Below are 17,630 nucleotides of genomic sequence, written 5' to 3' on the forward strand. Positions count from 1 at the left end.
GCGATCATTCGGCCGGTTCGCTGACCTGGGCCAGCGTCGGGTAGTCGGTGTAGCCCTTGGCGTCAGGACCATAGAAGGTCGTGAAGTCGGGCGCGTTGAGCGGCGCGCGCTTTCGTAGGCGATCCACCAGGTCCGGATTGGCGATGTAGGCCTTGCCGAACATCACCGCGTCGGCCTTGCCGGCGTCGATCGCGGCGTTGGCGCTGTCGAGGTCGAACTTCTCGTTGGCGAAATAGACCCCGCCGAACGCGGCCTTCAGCACCGGGCCCAGACTGTCGGCGCCTTCATATTCGCGGGTCGAGACGAAGGCGATCTCGCGCTCGCCCAGGGCCTTGGCGACATAGCCGAAAGTGGCGGCCAGGTCGCTGTCGCCCATCGAGTGGCTGTCGGCGCGCGGCGCCAGGTGCACGCCCACGCGGCCCGCGCCCCAAACGGAGACCACCGCGTCGACGACCTCCAGCAGCAGACGGGCGCGGTTCTCGATCGAGCCGCCGTACTGGTCGGTGCGGGTGTTGGAGCCGTCCTGCAGGAACTGGTCCAGCAGATAGCCATTGGCGCCGTGGATCTGCACGCCGTCGAAGCCGGCGGCCTTGGCGTTCGCCGCGCCTTGGCGGAAGGCCTCGACGACACCGGCGACTTCCTCGGTCGAGAGGGCGCGCGGCGTGGGATAGGGGCGCTCGGGGCGCAGCAGGCTGACGTGGCCCTGGGCGGCGATGGCGCTGGGCGCGACGGGCAGTTCGCCGTTCAGGTGCGACGGGTCGGAGATTCGGCCGACGTGCCAGATCTGCATGAAGATGCGGCCGCCCTTGTCGTGCACGGCCGTGGTGACCTGCTTCCAGGCCTCGGCCTGGTCCTTGGACCAGATGCCCGGCACGCCGGCGTAGCCGACGCCTTGAGGCGTGACCGGCACGCCCTCGGTGATCAAGAGGCCCGCCAAGGCGCGTTGGCCGTAGTACTCGGCCATCAGGGCGTTGGGCGTATGGGTCGGACCAGCGCGGAGGCGAGTCAGCGGCGCCATGACGACGCGGTTGGGCAGGGTAAGCTCGCCGACGCGGAGCGGGTCGAACAGATTGGGCATAAAGGAGATGTCCCTCGAACAGGGGCGCCGACCCTCCGTCGGCGTCTGCGCAGCTATCTGGGGGCCGCGCGCCCTATCGCAACCGCAACAGGATCTATTTCGTCTGAAAGCGAGGCGGTGAAAATCTGAAGACCCCAAGGTCCGGAATCGCGGATGGGTCGGGTTCTGACGGTTGAAACGCGGAATTAGCGTGCAGAGCGCTGTCGGGAGCTGCTTTGCTGCTGTGCAAAACGGCACTGTTTTCGGGTCGGAACCACTGAGAACGCGGTTTTGCGATTGCCGGTTCGAGGCATCGGCCGCCTCCTGATCACGACACGGGGGACAACGACGTTTCCCGTTGGCCTGCAAGGGCCGCCGTCGGCGCCGTAGCCGTCTGGCAAGCTTGGACAACGACGTCCGGAGAGACCACTGCGCGTGGTCTCGCCGGGCGTCTTTTTGTTTTGGCCTTAGGGGATGAAGGCATGAAATCCGTTCGACTTTTGCTGCACTGCGGTGCGGCCGTGATGGCGCTCGCCTGTAGCACTGCCGCCTGGGGCCAGACTGCTCTCGATCCGACGCCCAAGCCGGCCGAGAAACCGGCGGCCCAGCCGGCCGCCGAGGCCGCGCCGGAACCGGCGGCTGAACCGCCGCCGCCCCCCGCGCCGCCGCCGACGATCAGCGACCAGATCGGGGCAGGCAAGCTGATCCTGGAGGTCCGGGCCCGTTACGAAACGGTCGATCAGACCCACACCGCCACGCTGCTGGACAAGGCCGACGCCTTCACCGTCCGCACGCGCCTTGGCTGGGAAACCGCCGAGTTCAACGGCTTCAAGGGCCTGGTCGAGTTCGAGGACGTCCGCCAGGTCGGCAACGAGCACTACGCCGTCAACGTGCCGGGCGCGACCACGCCGCCGCTGAACGGCGCCGACAAGGCCCGCTATCCGATCATCAACGACCCCGATGTCACCGAGCTGAACCGCGCCCAGCTGACCTGGACGCCCAGCGCGGCCTTGCAGGTCACCGCCGGTCGCCAGCGGATCCTGCTGGACGACCAGCGCTTCGTCGGCAATGTCGGCTGGCGCCAGGACGAGCAGACCTTCGACGCTGTCCGCGCCGACATGTCCTTCGGCCGTTTCAAGGCGACCTACGCCTACGTCACCCACATCAACCGCATCCTGGGCGAGTTGCGCGACTGGGACAGCGACAGCCACCTCCTCAACGCCACCTGGTCGCCGGCCGAGGCGCTGCGTCTGCAAGGCTTCGTCTACGCCCTGGATTTCGGCAATTCGGCAATCAACTCGTCGATCACCAAAGGCGTGAAGGCCTCGGGCAAGACGTGGCTGGGCCTGTACCAGCTGGCCTACAACGCGACTTACGCCCGGCAGTCGGACTACCGCCACAACACGGCGAAGTTCGATCTCGACTATTTCAGCGCCGACCTGGCCGGGACCTTCGACATCTATACGGCCAAGGTCGCCTACGAGAGCCTCGAGGGCGACGGGACGCGCGGCTTCACCACGCCTCTGGCCACGGTTCACGCCTTCAACGGCTGGTCCGACGCCTTCGTCTCGCCGGGCGGCAACAAGAGCTTCGTCGACGGGATCGATGACCTCAATTTCAGCCTGAACGTCAAGCCGCGCTTCCGGGCGACCTACTTCTTCAACACCGACATCGTGGCCCGATACCACGACTTCGACGATCAGCGGACCGGCGCGGATCTGGGCCACGAGTGGGACCTGCAGTTCACCGCCGCGATCACCGCCAAGCTCTCCGTCCAGCTCAAATACGCCGACTTCCAGCGCGTGAAGACCGTGCCCGTTGGCACGGCCACGCCGCCGGCCTCGCGGACCAAGACCTGGCTCACCCTCGAATACAAGTTCTAGCCCCACAGGACGCATGACCATGAGCAAGACCGACACCAAGACGTCCGGCCTGACCCGTCGCCACGTCCTGATAGGCGCGGCCGCCACGGTCGCCGCCGCCAAGGCCGCCTTCCCGGCCGGGGCTCACGCCGCCGGCGCGGGTCCGGAGGTCGCCAAGGCCCGCCTGGGCTTCATCGCCCTGACCGACAGCTCGCCGCTGATCATCGCCAAGGAGCGCGGTCTGTTCGCCAAGTATGGCCTGCCCGACATCGAGGTGGTCAAGCAGGCCTCGTGGGCCGCCACGCGGGATAACCTAGTGCTGGGCGCTGAGCGCGGCGGCATCGACGGGGCGCACATCCTGTCGCCGATGCCCTACCTGATGACCACGGGGGCGATCACCAACGGCGTCCCGACGCCGATGTACATCCTGGCCCGCCTGAACACGAACGGGCAGGGGATCTCGGTCGGCAACGACCTGAAGGCGGTCAAGGTCGGGTTGAACAGCGCCGGGGCCAAGGCCAAGTTCCAACAACTGAAGGCGGCGGGAAACATCGCCAAGGTCGCCATGACCTTCCGGGGCGGCACCCACGACCTGTGGGTCCGCTACTGGCTGGCGGCTGGCGGCATCAATCCGGACGTCGACGTCGCCACCATCGTGATCCCGCCGCCGCAGATGGTGGCCAATATGAAGGCCGGCACTCAGGACGCCTTCTGCGTGGGCGAGCCCTGGAACGGCCAGCTGGTCAACCAGCACGTCGGCTACACGGCCTGCCTGACGTCCGAGCTCTGGATGAACCACCCGGAGAAGGCCCTGGGCATGCGCGCGGCCTGGGTCGACAAGTACCCCCGCGCCGCCCAGGCGATCACCGCCGCCGTGCAGGAGGCGCAGCTGTGGTGCGACAAGGCCGCGAACCTGCCGGCCATGTGCTCGATCGTCTCGGGGCGCCAGTACATCAACGTGCCGATGGGCGACATCCTGCCGCGCCTGCAGGGCACGGTGGACTATGGCGACGGCCGGACCCTGAAGAACTCGCCGCACCGCATGAAGTTCTGGGCCGACAACGCCAGCTTCCCGTTCAAGTCCCACGACCTGTGGTTCCTGACCGAGGACATCCGCTGGGGTGTGCTGCCGCAGAAGACCAACACCAAGGCCCTGGTCGACAAGGTCAACCGCTCGGACATCTGGCGCGCGGCGGCCAAGAGCATCGGCCAGGCCGGTCCGACCGGCGACAGCCGCGGCGTCGAGCGCTTCTTCGACGGCAAGGTGTTCGACCCGGCCAATCCGGGCGCGTACCTCGCCAGCCAGCCGATCAAGAAACTGGTCTGAGGGGAGGGCGCGCCATGACCTATCCCAAACCCTTGTTCACGTCCGCGACCCCGACGCCCGCCCCGGCGGTCACCGCCGTCGCGGTCCCGCCGGCCAGGCCGCCGCTGCTCCCGGAACTGGGGCGGCGGGCCAAGGCCGTCGCCGGCGTTGTGATCCCGCCGGTCCTGACCCTGTTGGTCGTGCTTGTGGCCTGGCAGGCGATCGTCGGCGACTCCTACACCGGCCTGCCGTCGCCCAAGCAGGTGTGGCTGGAGTCCAAGGATCTGATCCTGCATCCGTTCTATGACCACGGCGGCGTCGACAAGGGGCTGTTCTGGCACGTCTTCACCAGCCTGAAGCGCGTGGGGATCGGTTTCTCGATCTCGGCCGTCTGCGGGATCCTGCTGGGCGTGTTCGTCGGTTCGAACCGTTGGGCGCACCGGGGGCTGGACCCGATCTTCCAGGTCCTGCGCACCGTGCCGCCGCTGGCTTGGCTGCCGATCTCGCTGGCGGCCTTCCACCAGGCCAATCCGTCGGCCCTGTTCGTGATCTTCATCACCGCGATCTGGCCGATCATCATCAACACCGCCGTGGGCGTGCGGAACATTCCCAGCGATTACGTCAACGTCGCCAAGGTGCTGCGCCTGTCGCCGGTCGAGTACTTCTTCAAGATCCTGCTGCCGGCGACCACGCCCTACATCTTCACGGGCCTGCGGATCGGCATCGGCATGAGCTGGCTGGCCATCGTCGCCTCGGAGATGCTGCTGGGCGGCGTCGGTATCGGCTTCTTCATCTGGGACCAGTACAACGCCTCGCGCATCGCCGACATCATCGTGGCCCTGGCCTGGGTCGGCGTGACGGGCTTCTTCCTCGACCGCCTGGTGGCCCTGATCGGCCATTTCGTCTCGCGCGGCAACGCCGCCAGCTAGGAGCCACGACCATGGCCAAGGCCTATCTTTCCATCGAGAACGTCGGCGTCACCTTCACCAAGGGCGCGGCCCGCACCGAGGTGCTCACGGGCGTTGATCTGAAGGTCGAGAAGGGCGAGTTCGTCTCGATCATCGGCCATTCCGGCTGCGGCAAGTCCACCCTGCTGAACGTGGTGGCGGGCCTGACGCCCGTCACGACGGGGGCGGTGATTCTGGACAAGCAAGAGGTCAACGCGCCCGGTCCCGACCGCGCCGTGGTCTTCCAGAACCACTCGCTGCTACCGTGGCTGTCGGTGCGCGAGAACGTCTCGCTGGCCGTGGACAAGGTGTTCGGCGGAAGCAAGTCCGCCGCCGAGCGCCGCGACTGGACGCTGCACAATCTGGAGCTGGTCAAGATGACCCACGCCCTGGACAAGCGGCCGTCCGAGATCTCCGGCGGCATGAAGCAGCGGGTCGGCATCGCCCGGGCGCTCGCCATGGAGCCCAAGGTTCTGCTGCTGGACGAGCCGTTCGGGGCCCTGGACGCCCTGACCCGCGCCCACCTGCAGGACAGCGTCATGGAGATCCACGCCGCCCTGAACAACACCGTGCTGATGATCACCCACGACGTGGACGAGGCCACCTTGCTGTCGGACCGCATCGTGATGATGACCAACGGTCCGCGCGCCAATGTGGGTCAGGTGCTGGACGTGCCGCTGGCCCGTCCCAGGGATCGCCTGGCCGTGGCCGAGCATCCGACCTACGTCCACGCGCGGGCGGCGGTGATCGAGTTTCTGTACGCCAGGCGCGCGGCTTAGGCCGGCTTCAGTTCCTGCAGCATCGTCGGGATCAGTTCGGACACCGTCGGATGGATGTGCACCGCTCGCGAAATCACGGTGTAGGGCGCCTTGGCGTACATCAGGTCGATCATGCCATGGATGACCTCGTCGCCGTTCAGGCCCAGGATGGCGGCGCCGAGGATCTGTTTGGTCTCGGCGTCGACCACCACCTTCATGAAGCCCTGGGTCTCGCCCTTCTCGACGGCGCGGCCGACGCGGGTCATCGGGCGCTGGCCGATCAGCAGCGGCCGGCCGGTGGCCCGGGCCTCGGCCTCGGTCATGCCCACGCGGCCCAGCGGCGGATCGACGAACAGGCCGTAGCAGCTGATGCGGTCGCTGACCTTGCGCGGGTCATCGTCCAGCAGGTTCGCCGCGATGATCTCGAAGTCGTTGTAGGCCGTGTGGGTGAAGGCGCCCTTGCCGTTGCAGTCGCCCATCGCCCAGACGCCCGGGACAGTGGTGCGCAACTGGTCGTCGACGACGATGTAGCCGCGCTTGTCGGTCTCGATCCCGGCCTTGTCGAGGCCCAGGTCGTCGGTGTTGGGTTTGCGGCCGACGGCCAGAAGCACGTTCGAACCGACGACCTGCGGCGCGCCGGCCTCGCAGGTGACATGCACGCAGACGCCATTCTCGGCGGGCGCGAAGCTGATGCATTCGGCGTTGAGTCGGACGGTGATCCCCTCGGCCTCGAGGATCTCGCGGATCGCGTCCGAGACCTCTGGGTCCTCGCGGCCGATCAGGCGCGGACCCATCTCGACCACCGTCACCTGGCTGCCGAAGCGGCGGAACATCTGGGCGAACTCCAGCCCGATATAGCTGCCGCCGACGATGACCAGGTGCTCGGGCGGCGTATCCAGTTGCATCATCCCGGCATTGGTCAGGAAGGGGATGTCGCCCACGCCCGGCATGTCGGGGACGTTGGCGCGGCCGCCGACGTTCAGGAAGATCCTGGGCGCGGTCAGCAGGTCATCGCCGACGCGGACGGTGTTCGCGCTCTCGAAGCGGGCGTGACCGTGGATGACCGTCATGCCGGGCATGCCGCGCAGCCACTTTTCGATATTGCCGCGGGCGTTGCGCACGACGGTCTGCTGGCGGTCCTTGACGCGCTTCATGTCGACGCCGACCGGACCATCCAGAACGACGCCATAGTCCGCCGCGCGGCGGGCCAGATGCGCGGCGTAGGCGCTGGCCACCAGAGTCTTGGTCGGCATGCAGCCGGTGTTGACGCAGGTTCCGCCGAAGTCCTTGCGCTCGATCAGGGCCACGGTCTGGCCAGCGGCGGTAAGGCGGTCGGCCAGCGAAGGGCCGGCCTGGCCGGCGCCGATGATGATCGCGTCGAAGGACCTCGTGGTCGTCACAGGGCCACCGCGAAGATCGCGAAGGCGGCGATCACGGCGATCGCGTCCTCGATCAGGGCGGCCGGGCGATCCTGGCCGAACCGAGCGGCCAAGCGGGCGCGGAACTCGGCGCCGCCCAGCGTGCCGATCACCGCGCCGACCGCGCCCAGCGCCGCGCCGCGCACCCAGTGGGTGGCCGGCATCATCAGCACCGCGCCGCTGAAGGCGCCGGCGATCACGCGGGTGATGAACTGATGCGGAACCTTGCGGCTGGGGGTCTTGGGATGCTGGTCGGCGACCAGCTCGAGCGCGGCCAGCAGGCTGAAGACGATCACCGGGATCCAGCCGCCCAGCCAGGCCAGCGGATAGCCCGCCAGCGGCACCCAGCCCAGGCGCGCGCCCCAGGCGGCCGCGGCGACGGGAGTCAGGGCGCGCAGGCCGGCGACGACGCCGATCAGCAGGGCCAGCAGGTAAAGGGTCATCGAGAAGGCTCCGCTCAAGCTCTAGGTCGTCGGATCTGGCGCCGTCGCATGGGACAACGCAAGGTGGATTCCGGATCTTGTACGTTTTGGTTGCATCGGGACCGCGCCGACGCAACGGGCGGCAAGGCCTTGCGGGTCTCGACGGTGTCACGGCACGGGCGCGCGGGGCAAGGCCCCGGATCGGCAGGGCTTGCCGATTTGCTCAAGGAATGGTCGGCGGCGCCTGCATTCCGCGCAATCCGCGGCGTCGGCGCTTCGGACGGGGGAAAGTTCCCCCGCGCGGCGCGGCGCCGCTTAGGACGAAGCCGATGCGGGTGCTCGTCATTGATCCAGATACCGCGCGCGCCGCGCTCGTGGCCCAGGGGCTGGAGGGCGTGCAGCCGCTCGAGGTGCGCCGTTCGGCCGTCTATGACGAGGCCGAGGTCCTGGCCTTCGCGCCGGACGTGGTGGTCATCGCCGCCGAAAGCCCCGATCGCGACACCCTCGACAGCCTCAAGGAGTCCAGCGCCGGGCATGCGGTCGTGATGTTCGTCGATCGCTCCGAGCCCGGCCTGGCCGAGCAGGCCGTGCGCGCGGGCGTGGCGGCCTATGTGGTGGACGGCCTGGCCCCCAATCGCGTGCGTTCGATCCTCGACGTCGCCATGAGCCGTTTCGCCCTGACCCAGCAGTTGCGCGGCGATCTGGCCAAGGCCAAGGCCGACCTCGAGTCGCGCAAGACCGTCGAAAGGGCCAAGGGCCTCTTGATGAAGGAGCGTGGTCTGGACGAGGACGGCGCCTATCGCCTGCTGCGCAAGTTGGCCATGGACCGGGGCAAGCCGATTGGCGCGGTCGCAGCCGACCTGCTGGCCTTCGCCGGCGTGCTGAAGGGGGATGGGCAATGAGCGGCCTCTCCGACCTGCGCCTGGGTTTCATCCCGCTGACCGACTGCGCGCCGCTGGCCGTGGCGCATGCTCTGGGCTTCTTCGAGGAAGAGGGCCTGAACGTCACGCTGGAGCGCGAGGCCTCGTGGGCCACGATCCGCGACAAGGTCGCCGTCGGCGCCCTGGACGGCGCCCACATGTTGGCGCCGATGGCCCTGGCTGCCACGGCCAGCGGTGAGGGCGAGATCCTCGCGCCGATGGCCCTGAACCAGAACGGCAGCGCCGTGACGGTCTCCACCGCCCTGGCGGACGAGATCGGCGCCGTCGCCCTGACCGATTTCTCCGCACCGCCCGTCACCGCTGTCGCCCTGGCCAAGGTCGTCGCGGCCCGGCGCGCGCGGGGGCAGGGACCTCTGACCTTCGCCGTGGTCTTTCCACACTCGATGCACAACTACCTGCTGCGCTACTGGCTGGCGCAGGGTGGTGTGGACCCGGACGGCGACGTGCGGCTGGTCGTCATTCCGCCGCCGCGCATGGTCGAGCGGATGCGCGCGGGCGAGATCGACGGCTTCTGCGTCGGGGCGCCGTGGAATGCGGTGGCCGAGGCCGACGGCGTCGGTCGCATCCTGGTCGCGGCCTCGCAATTCTGGCCCGGCGGGCCGGACAAGGTGCTGGGCGTGCCGGCGGCCCTGGCAGAGCGCCGGCCTGACGAGTTGCGGGCCTGCCTGCGAGCGGTGATGCGCGGCGCGGCCTGGGCCGACGCCCACGAGAACCGCGAGACCCTGGTCGAGCTTCTGGCGCGTCCAGATCGCGTCGGCGCGTCGCCCGCCGCGATTACTCGGGCGCTGGGAGGCGAGATCGTCTTCCATCGCGACGCCGCGGGCCTGCCGCGCCGCGAGCACGGTCTGTGGTTTCTGTCTCAGATGATCCGCTGGGGGCAGATTGGCCCCGGACAGGACCTTCAGGCGCTGGTCGATCAAGTCTACCGTCCCGACCTCTACCGCGACGCGGCCCTGTCGCTGGGGCCGATTCTGGAGCCGGCCCTGGCCTTCGCCGACGCCGCTGGACCCGTTGAGGCGCGGCTGTTCGACGGTCGGGCGTTCGATCCCAAGGCCGTGGGCGACTACGCCGCCGGCTTCGCCATCGGTCGATCGCTGGCCTGATCTGCACGCTTCGTGGGCGCCGCTCGTGCACAGATGCTGAGCAATCGTGCGCCGCAAACCTTGCCGGCGCCGCAACGCGGCATGAACGGTGACATGAAGCCCGTCACCTGTCTCCCATAGCCTCAAGGCCAACGAACAACGGCGTTCGCGGCTGCCAGAGGACCGCTCGGATGCGGTCAGCCACCCGGGGCGACGACGCCCCGCTCTTGCAGACACGCAATCCGTCGAGGCCGACCATGATCTCCCGCGATTTCCTGAAGGCCGGCCATGCGCCGACCCTGTTCGCCGCCTTCCTCTATTTCGACCTCAGCTTCATGGTCTGGGTGATCCTGGGCCCGCTGGGCGTCGCCATCGCCAAGGACTTCCATCTCGACCCGGCCCAGAAGGGCCTGATGGTCGCCATTCCCGTGCTGGCTGGCGCGGTGCTGCGCCTGGTCAACGGCGTGCTGGTCGACCGGATCGGCCCGAAGAAGACCGGCATGATCGGCCAGCTGATCGTCCTGGCCGGCCTGGTGTTGGCCTGGCTGGTCGGCATCCACAACTATCATCAGGTTCTGGCGCTGGGCGTCATCCTGGGCGTGGCCGGCGCCTCGTTCGCCGTCGCCCTGCCGCTGGCCTCGCGCTGGTATCCGCAGGAGCATCAGGGCCTGGCCCTGGGCATCGCCGGCGCCGGCAACTCCGGCACCGCCCTGGCGGCCCTGTTCGCCCCGGCCCTGGCCAAGGCGTTCGGCTGGCAGACCGTGATCGGCCTGGCCGCCATCCCGCTGGCCGTCGCCTTCGTCGTCTACATGCTGTTGGCCAAGGACGCGCCCGAGCAGCCGGCGCCCAAGAAGCTGGCCGAGTACATGGACGTCCTGAAGGTCCCGGACGCCTGGTGGCTGATGCTGCTGTACGGCGTGACCTTCGGCGGCTTCGTCGGCCTGGCCTCGTCGCTGACCATGTACTTCAACTCGGAGTACGGCCTGGATCCGGTCATCGCCGGCTTCTTCACCGCCGCCTGCGTCTTCGCCGGCTCGTTCATTCGTCCGGTGGGCGGCGCCCTGGCCGACCGCTTCGGCGGCGTACGCACCTTGAGCTTCGTCTATCTCCTGGCCGCCTTGGGCCTGACCGTCGCCAGCTTCCAGCTGCCGTCGGCCTATCTGGCCCTGGCGGTGCTTCTGTTCTCGATGCTGGCGCTGGGCGCGGGCAACGGGGCGGTGTTCCAGCTGGCGCCGCAGCGTTTCCGCAAGGAGATCGGCGTGATGACCGGCCTGATCGGCATGACCGGCGGCATCGGCGGCTTCTACCTGGCCTCCACCCTGGGCATGGCCAAGAAGATGAGCGGCTCCTACCAGCCCGGCTTCATCGGCTTCGCCCTGCTGGCGCTGTTCGCCTTCTTCGCCCTCCACGGCCTCAAGGCCCGCTGGCGCGCCATCTGGCCGACCCTGCACGGCGACGCCGCCAGCGTTCGCGTCTGATCCCCCGCTTCGACGAACGAGATAGCCATGACCCAACTCAAGGAACGTCTGGTCGTCATCGGCAACGGCATGGCCGGTTGCCGGGCGGTCGAGGAAGTGCTGAAGCGCGATCCCGCCCGCTACGACGTCACCATCTTCGGCGCCGAGCCGCGGGTGAACTACAACCGCATCATGCTGTCGCCGGTTCTGGCGGGCGAGAAGACCTTCGACGACATCGTCATCAACGACGAGGCCTGGTACCGCGACAACGCCATCACCCTGCACGCCGGCCGCGCCGTCACGGCGGTGGACCTGGAAGGCCACAAGGTGGTCGCCGAGGGCGGCCTGGAGGTCGCCTACGACAAGCTGATCCTGGCCACCGGCTCGGATCCGTTCCGCCTGCCGCTGCCGGGCGCGGACCTGAAGGGCGTGGTCACCTTCCGTGACCTGGACGATGTCGAGGCCATGGTCGAGGCGTCCGGCAAGCCCGGCGCCCGCGCCGTGGTGATCGGCGGGGGCCTGCTGGGCCTGGAAGCGGCCTATGGCCTGGCCCGTCGCGGCATGGCCGCCACGGTCGTCCACCTAATGGATGTGCTGATGGAGCGCCAGCTGGACGAGAGCGCCGGCTACCTGCTGCGCGAAGCCCTGGCCGAACGCGGCGTCGAGACGGTGCTGGGCGCCCATTCCGATGAGATCGTTGGCGAGGACGGCAAGGTCGCCGGCCTGAAGCTTAAGGACGGTCGCGTCCTGCCCTGCGACTTGCTGGTCATGGCCGTCGGCATCCGCCCGAACGCCACCCTGGGTAAGGCCGCCGGCCTTCAGGTCAATCGCGGCATCATCGTCGACGACGCCATGCGCACCTCGGATCCGGCCGTGTTCTCGGTCGGCGAGTGCGTCGAGCACCGCGGCAACTGCTACGGCCTGGTCGCGCCCATCTGGGACATGTGCCGGACGCTGGCCGAGGCCCTGACCGACGGCGAGAGCGTCTATCAGGGCTCGGTGCTGTCGACGCGCCTGAAGGTCTCGGGCGTCGACGTCTTCTCGGCCGGCAAGTTCGCCGGTGGCGACGGCTGCGAGGACATCGTGTTCCGTGACGCCGCGCGCGGGGTCTACAAGCGCGTGGTCATCGAGGACGGCAAGGTCGCCGGCGCGGTGCTGTTCGGCGACGCGGCCGACGGCGGCTGGTACTTCGACCTGATGAAGGCGGGGACCGATGTCGCGGAGATCCGCGAGACCCTGATCTTCGGGCAAGCGATCACGGAGGGCCTCTCGGGCCTGGACCCTAGCGCGGCCGTTGCGGCCATGCCCGACACGCAGGAAATCTGCGGCTGCAACGGCGTCTGCAAGGGTGCGATCACCTCGGCCATCACCTCGCAAGGCCTGACCACGCTGGACGACGTCCGCGCGGTGACCAAGGCCTCGGCCTCGTGCGGTTCCTGTACGCCGCTGGTCGAGCAGGTCATCCGCCTGACCCTCGGTGACGGCTTCAAGGCCCAGACGGGTCCCAAGCCGATGTGCAAGTGCACGCACCATCCGCACGGCGACGTGCGCAAGGCGATCGTCGAGCTCGAGCTGAAGTCGATGCCGGCCGTCTTCCAGGCCATGGAATGGACCACGCCCGACGGCTGCGCCTCGTGCCGGCCGGCCCTGAACTACTACCTGCTGTGCGCTTGGCCGGGCGAGTACGTGGACGACAGCCAGTCGCGCTACATCAACGAGCGCGTCCACGCCAACATCCAGAAGGACGGCACCTATTCGGTCGTACCGCGCATGTGGGGCGGCATGACGACGCCCGACGAGCTGCGCGCCATCGCCGACGTCGCCGACAAGTACGACATCCCGTCGGTCAAGGTGACGGGCGGTCAGCGCATCGATCTGCTGGGCGTGAAGAAGGACGACCTGCCGGCGGTGTGGGCCGATCTGAACGCGGCGGGCATGGTCAGCGGCCACGCCTACGCCAAGGGCCTGCGCACGGTGAAGACCTGCGTCGGCAGCGACTGGTGCCGCTTCGGCACCCAGGACTCCACCGGCCTGGGCATCAAGCTTGAGAAGTTCATGTGGGGTTCGTGGGCGCCGGCCAAGGTCAAGCTGGCCGTGTCGGGGTGTCCCCGGAACTGCGCGGAGTCGACTTGCAAGGACATCGGCGTGATCTGCGTCGACAGCGGCTACGAGATCCATGTCGGCGGCGCCGCGGGACTGCACATCCAAGGCACCGAGTTCCTGACCAAAGTCGCGACCGAGGACGAGGCCATCCAGCTGATCTCGGCGGTCATGCAGATGTACCGCGAAGGCGGCTGGTACCTGGAGCGGATCTACAAGTGGATGGCCCGTATCGGCCTCGACACGATCCGCGCCGCGACCGTGGACGACCTCGACAACCGCGCGGCGCTGTTCGCCCGCTTCGTGAAGTCGCAGGAAACCGCCCAGATCGACCCGTGGGCCGAGCGCGCCACCGGCGGCGTTGCGGCCGGCGAGTTCAAACCCATGGCGACCCTTCCCTTGGAGATGGCGGCCGAATGACCCTTCAAACCCATATCGATCCTGATTGGCGTGATGTCGGCGCCGTGACCGACATCCCCGAGCGCGGCGCGCGTCGGGTGGCCACGGCCCAGGGCGACGTTGCCGTGTTCCGCACCGGCGACGGCCAGGTCTTCGCCCTGGTCGACCGCTGCCCGCACAAGCACGGTCCCTTGAGCCAGGGCATCGTCCACGGCCATGGCGTGACCTGTCCGCTGCACAGTTGGGTCATCGACCTGGCCACCGGCCATCCGACGGGCGCCGACGCCGGCAAGGGCTGCACGCCCGTGGTGCCGGTGCTGGTCAGGGACGGTCGTGTTCTGCTGGCTCAGCCGGTGATGGCGGACTGAGCGCATGGCCGACGGTTCCGCAGCTCTGAAGACCGTCAAGACGACCTGCGCCTACTGTGGCGTCGGCTGCGGCGTGACGGGGGCGGTCGGGCAGGGGCGATCGGTGTCGGTCGCCGGCGACGTGGTCCACCCGGCCAATCTGGGCCGACTGTGTTCCAAGGGCTCGGCTCTCGGCGCGACGGTCGGGCTGGAAGGGCGGCTGCTGGAGCCGACGATCAACGGCAAGACCGCGACCTGGGCCGAGGCCACCGCCTTGGTGGCCAAGCGCTTCAAGGAGACCATCGCGCGCCATGGCCGCGACAGCGTCGCCTTCTACGTCTCGGGCCAGTTGCTGACCGAGGACTATTACGTCGCCAACAAGCTGATGAAGGGGTTCATCGGCTCGGGCAACATCGACACCAACAGCCGCCTGTGCATGGCCTCGGCCGTCGCCGCCCACAAGCAGGCCTTCGGCGCCGACCTGGTGCCCGGCTGCTACGAGGACCTTGATGTCGCCGACCTCGTGGTGTTCAGCGGTCACAACGCCGCCTGGACCCATCCGGTGCTGTTCCGTCGCATGGAGGCGGCGAGGGCGCGCGGCCAGAAACACGTGGTCATCGACCCGCGTCGCACCGACACCGCCGAGGGCGCGGACCTGCATCTGGCCATCGCGCCGCAAAGCGACGTGCGGCTTTGGAACGGCCTTTTGGCCGACCTGGTCCGGCGCGGCGCGATCGATCGCGATTACATCGCTGGTCACGTGAACAATTTCGAGCAAGTGGTCGCCATGCTTGCGGAAGTGGATCAATCGGTCGAAGCCGTCGCCGCCGACTGCGGCGTGGCAGTCGAGGATCTTCAGACCTTCTACGACCTGTTCGCCGCCAACGCGCGGACGGTCAGCCTGTTCTCGATGGGCGCCAACCAGTCGGCCCAGGGCGTGGCCAAGGGCTTGTCCATCATCAACGCCCACCTGGCCACCGGCCGGATCGGCAAGCCGGGCGCCTGTCCGTTCTCGATCACCGGCCAGCCCAACGCCATGGGCGGCCGCGAGACCGGCGGCATGGCCAACACCCTGGCCGGCCACATGGACTTCGCGCCGGAAGATCGCGACCGGGTCGCTCGCTTCTGGGGCGCGCCCGACACCGCTCGCGCGCCGGGCCTGAAGGCGGTCGAGATGTTCGAGGCGGTCCGCGACGGGCGGATCAAGGCGATATGGGTGATGGCCACCAATCCGGCGGTCAGCCTGCCTGACAGCGGCGCGATCCGCGAGGCCCTGGCCAAGTGCCCGTTCGTGGTGGTCTCGGACTGCGTCGAGACCGACACCACCGCCTTCGCCGACGTCAAGCTGCCGGCCCTGGGTTGGGGCGAGAAGGACGGCACGGTCACCAACTCCGAGCGCCGGATCTCGCGCCAGCGGGCCCTGTTCCCGGCGCCGGGCCAGGCGAGGGCCGACTGGAAGATCATGGCCGACGTCGCCGTGGCCATGGGCTTCGACGGCTTCGGCTGGTCCAACAACGCCAGCGTCTTCCGTGAATGGGCCCGCCTGACGGCGTACGAAAACCAAGGTCGCTTACTGAATCTGTCCGGCCTTTCGGCTTTGACGCCAGAGGCTTATGGGGAACTCCTGCCGATCCAGTGGCCCGTGAAGGCTGATGGCAAGGGCACGCCGCGCCTGTTCGTCGACGGCCGCTTCCAGACGCCCGACGGCCGGGCTCGGATGGTCCCGGTCAAGCCGCGCGGCCCGGCCGAGGCCACCGGCGACGCCTTTCCAATGTCGCTGAACACGGGCCGTATCCGTGACCAGTGGCACACCATGACCCGCACGGGCCTGGCGCCGGACCTGTGTCGCCACGCGCCCGAGCCCTATGTCGAGATCCATCCGGAGGACGCCGAGGCCCTGGGCCTGAAGGATGGGGCCCTGGCGCGGGTGACGACGTCGCGCGCCGAGGCCGTGGCCGTGGCCAAGGTCAGCGATCGCCAGCGGCGCGGCTCGCTGTTCATGCCGATGCACTGGACCGACGCCTTCGCGCCGTCGGGCCGCGCCAACACGCTGGTCGCGCCGCGCGTCGACCCGACCTCGGGTCAGCCGGAATTCAAGCACACGCCCGCCCGCGTCCGCGCCTATCGCGAGACCTGGAAAGGTTTCTTCCTGAGCCGGTCCGTCCTGAGTCCCCCGGTCGGGACGGACCTGGTCTGGCGGCGTATTCCCCAAGACGCCTGCCAGCAGCACGAGTTCGCCGGTCGGGGCGACGCGGTCGAGCGCGACGCCCTCCGCAAGGCCCTGACCAAGGGCCTGGCCGGCGAACTCGTCACCTACGAGGACCCCGCGACCGGCGCCCGCCGCCAGGCCTGGGTCGAGGACGGGCGCCTGGTCGCCGTGCTCTACATGACCACCACCGGCCGCCTGCCGCCGCGCGACTGGCTGGCCGAGCTGTTCGCCGAGGAGACCCTGCCGGCCGAGGCGCGGTCGGCCTTGCTGTTCGGCCGCCCGCCAGGGGCGCCGGTCGACAAGGGGTCGATGGTCTGCGCCTGCCTGAAGGTCGGCGCCAAGGCCGTCAACGCCGCCATCGCCGCCGGAGCCGACACGCCGGACGCCGTCGGCGCCGTCACGGGCGCTGGGACCAACTGCGGGTCCTGCCGCCCTGAAATCGCACGCATGATCAAAGCCTTGGCTGTGACTTCTAAGGAGCCCGCCCATGTCGGTTGAGACTACGTTCGGCAAGGTGATGCTGGTCGGCGCCGGTCCCGGTCCCGTGGACCTGATGACCGTCCGCGCCGTCCGCGCCGTCGAGAGCGCGGGCGCGCTGCTCTACGACGCCCTATGCTCGGAAGAGGCCATCGCCCTGGCGCCGCCCGGTTGCGTGCGGATCCAGACCGGCAAGCGGGCCGGCAAGCCCAGCATGAAGCAGGACGAGATCAATCGGCTGATGCTGCGTCTGGCGCGCAAGGGATTGAAGGTCGTCCGGCTAAAGGGCGGGGATCCGTCGATCTTCGGCCGTGTCGGGGAAGAGGCCGCGTTCCTGAACGGCTTCGGCGTTGAGACCGAGGTCGTCCCGGGCGTCACCGCCGCCTGCGCCGCCGCCGCCCAGTTCGGCTTTCCGCTGACCCACCGTGGCGAGGCCCGCCGGGTGGTCTTCACCACCGCGCGGCTGGAGGCCGGCAAGCTGTCGGGCGACTGGAGCGCCGCGGCCGATCCCGAGGCGACCCTGGCGGTCTATATGGGCGGCGAGGTCGCGGGCGACCTGGCCCAGCGGATGATCGCCGCCGGCCGCCCCGCCAATACCCCTGCCGTGGCCGTCGAGAAGGCGGGCGGTGCGGACGCACGGCTCTATCCGGCGACCCTGGCCACCTTGGCCGAGCGCGTGGCCGAGGCCGGCGATGGCCCGCTTCTGATCGTGGTCGGCGAGGTCGCCGCCCAGGCCAACGCGGTGGCCGAGATCGTCGAACATTCGCGTCGTACGGCCTGACCGCGAGGCTAATACTGACAGTAGGGTGGCGGTAGGGTTTCTCTAGAACGGTGTTCGACAACGCTCA

At 68.8% G+C, this 17,630-nt stretch carries 14 protein-coding genes; 11 read left to right on the forward strand and 3 right to left on the reverse strand.

Translation table 11 applies throughout. The features are described from left to right. Positions 1-4: 4 nt before the first annotated feature. Complete coding sequence (locus MZV50_RS12675) at positions 5-1,078, reverse strand: alkene reductase (protein ID WP_252635015.1); 1,074 nt, start codon at positions 1,076-1,078, stop codon at positions 5-7. A 461-nt stretch (positions 1,079-1,539) separates the two neighbouring features. Here MZV50_RS12675 and MZV50_RS12680 point away from each other — a divergent pair, with 461 nt between their 5' ends. The 4 genes from MZV50_RS12680 to MZV50_RS12695 are packed head-to-tail and all read left to right on the forward strand — an operon-like array spanning position 1,540 to position 5,951. Beyond that, positions 1,540-2,940: an alginate export family protein gene (locus MZV50_RS12680; protein ID WP_252635016.1), complete on the forward strand. Its 1,401-nt coding sequence runs from the start codon at positions 1,540-1,542 to the stop codon at positions 2,938-2,940. A gap of 13 nt (positions 2,941-2,953) precedes the next feature. Then, positions 2,954-4,246, forward strand: a complete 1,293-nt coding sequence (locus MZV50_RS12685) for a CmpA/NrtA family ABC transporter substrate-binding protein (protein WP_252635017.1) — start codon at positions 2,954-2,956, stop codon at positions 4,244-4,246. 14 nt (positions 4,247-4,260) lie between these two features. Further along, positions 4,261-5,154, forward strand: a complete 894-nt coding sequence (gene ntrB, locus MZV50_RS12690; RefSeq protein WP_252635018.1) for a nitrate ABC transporter permease — start codon at positions 4,261-4,263, stop codon at positions 5,152-5,154. Between the two features lie 11 nt (positions 5,155-5,165). After that, positions 5,166-5,951 carry an ABC transporter ATP-binding protein gene (locus MZV50_RS12695; protein ID WP_252635019.1) on the forward strand — a complete coding sequence of 262 codons (786 nt, stop codon included), beginning with the start codon at positions 5,166-5,168 and terminating at the stop codon, positions 5,949-5,951. Here the strand turns inward: MZV50_RS12695 and MZV50_RS12700 are convergent. Further along, positions 5,948-7,330, reverse strand: a complete 1,383-nt coding sequence (locus tag MZV50_RS12700) for an FAD-containing oxidoreductase (protein WP_252635020.1) — start codon at positions 7,328-7,330, stop codon at positions 5,948-5,950. The two genes, MZV50_RS12695 and MZV50_RS12700, sit on opposite strands and share 4 nt — an antisense overlap. Then, positions 7,327-7,791: a DUF4126 domain-containing protein gene (locus MZV50_RS12705; protein WP_252635021.1), complete on the reverse strand. Its 465-nt coding sequence runs from the start codon at positions 7,789-7,791 to the stop codon at positions 7,327-7,329. The genes MZV50_RS12700 and MZV50_RS12705 overlap by 4 nt, the downstream gene beginning before the upstream one ends. A 308-nt stretch (positions 7,792-8,099) precedes the next feature. Between MZV50_RS12705 and MZV50_RS12710 the strand changes: the two genes are divergently transcribed. The 7 genes from MZV50_RS12710 to cobA all read left to right on the forward strand — a co-directional run bounded on the left by MZV50_RS12710 (position 8,100) and on the right by cobA (position 17,563). Continuing rightward, complete coding sequence (locus MZV50_RS12710) at positions 8,100-8,672, forward strand: ANTAR domain-containing response regulator (protein ID WP_223395360.1); 573 nt, start codon at positions 8,100-8,102, stop codon at positions 8,670-8,672. After that, positions 8,669-9,814 carry a CmpA/NrtA family ABC transporter substrate-binding protein gene (locus tag MZV50_RS12715; protein WP_252635022.1) on the forward strand — a complete coding sequence of 382 codons (1,146 nt, stop codon included), beginning with the start codon at positions 8,669-8,671 and terminating at the stop codon, positions 9,812-9,814. The genes MZV50_RS12710 and MZV50_RS12715 overlap by 4 nt, the downstream gene beginning before the upstream one ends. A 236-nt stretch (positions 9,815-10,050) precedes the next feature. Then, positions 10,051-11,271: a nitrate/nitrite transporter gene (locus tag MZV50_RS12720; RefSeq protein ID WP_252635023.1), complete on the forward strand. Its 1,221-nt coding sequence runs from the start codon at positions 10,051-10,053 to the stop codon at positions 11,269-11,271. Between the two features lie 27 nt (positions 11,272-11,298). Beyond that, positions 11,299-13,770, forward strand: coding sequence for a nitrite reductase large subunit NirB (gene nirB, locus MZV50_RS12725; protein WP_252635024.1), 2,472 nt, complete (start codon positions 11,299-11,301; stop codon positions 13,768-13,770). Further along, on the forward strand, positions 13,767-14,117 hold the full coding sequence (gene nirD / locus MZV50_RS12730; protein ID WP_252635025.1) for a nitrite reductase small subunit NirD: 351 nt from the start codon (positions 13,767-13,769) through the stop codon (positions 14,115-14,117). Before nirB ends, nirD begins: the two co-directional genes overlap by 4 nt. 4 nt (positions 14,118-14,121) lie before the next feature. Continuing rightward, positions 14,122-16,803 carry a nitrate reductase gene (locus MZV50_RS12735; RefSeq protein ID WP_252635026.1) on the forward strand — a complete coding sequence of 894 codons (2,682 nt, stop codon included), beginning with the start codon at positions 14,122-14,124 and terminating at the stop codon, positions 16,801-16,803. After that, on the forward strand, positions 16,793-17,563 hold the full coding sequence (gene cobA / locus MZV50_RS12740) for a uroporphyrinogen-III C-methyltransferase (protein ID WP_252635027.1): 771 nt from the start codon (positions 16,793-16,795) through the stop codon (positions 17,561-17,563). Before MZV50_RS12735 ends, cobA begins: the two co-directional genes overlap by 11 nt. Positions 17,564-17,630 lie beyond the last annotated feature (67 nt).

Source organism: Caulobacter segnis (assembly GCF_023935105.1).
GTDB classification, from domain to species: domain Bacteria; phylum Pseudomonadota; class Alphaproteobacteria; order Caulobacterales; family Caulobacteraceae; genus Caulobacter; species Caulobacter segnis_B.

Bases quoted from the DNA above. Each gene is read 5' to 3' on its own strand.
- MZV50_RS12675 (WP_252635015.1), bottom strand. From the start codon at position 1,078: ATGCCCAATCTGTTCGACCCGCTCCGCGTCGGCGAGCTTACCCTGCCC.
- MZV50_RS12680 (WP_252635016.1), top strand. From the start codon at position 1,540: ATGAAATCCGTTCGACTTTTGCTGCACTGCGGTGCGGCCGTGATGGCG.
- MZV50_RS12685 (WP_252635017.1), top strand. From the start codon at position 2,954: ATGACCATGAGCAAGACCGACACCAAGACGTCCGGCCTGACCCGTCGC.
- ntrB (WP_252635018.1), top strand. From the start codon at position 4,261: ATGACCTATCCCAAACCCTTGTTCACGTCCGCGACCCCGACGCCCGCC.
- MZV50_RS12695 (WP_252635019.1), top strand. From the start codon at position 5,166: ATGGCCAAGGCCTATCTTTCCATCGAGAACGTCGGCGTCACCTTCACC.
- MZV50_RS12705 (WP_252635021.1), bottom strand. From the start codon at position 7,791: ATGACCCTTTACCTGCTGGCCCTGCTGATCGGCGTCGTCGCCGGCCTG.
- MZV50_RS12710 (WP_223395360.1), top strand. From the start codon at position 8,100: ATGCGGGTGCTCGTCATTGATCCAGATACCGCGCGCGCCGCGCTCGTG.
- MZV50_RS12715 (WP_252635022.1), top strand. From the start codon at position 8,669: ATGAGCGGCCTCTCCGACCTGCGCCTGGGTTTCATCCCGCTGACCGAC.
- MZV50_RS12720 (WP_252635023.1), top strand. From the start codon at position 10,051: ATGATCTCCCGCGATTTCCTGAAGGCCGGCCATGCGCCGACCCTGTTC.
- nirB (WP_252635024.1), top strand. From the start codon at position 11,299: ATGACCCAACTCAAGGAACGTCTGGTCGTCATCGGCAACGGCATGGCC.
- nirD (WP_252635025.1), top strand. From the start codon at position 13,767: ATGACCCTTCAAACCCATATCGATCCTGATTGGCGTGATGTCGGCGCC.
- MZV50_RS12735 (WP_252635026.1), top strand. From the start codon at position 14,122: ATGGCCGACGGTTCCGCAGCTCTGAAGACCGTCAAGACGACCTGCGCC.
- cobA (WP_252635027.1), top strand. From the start codon at position 16,793: ATGTCGGTTGAGACTACGTTCGGCAAGGTGATGCTGGTCGGCGCCGGT.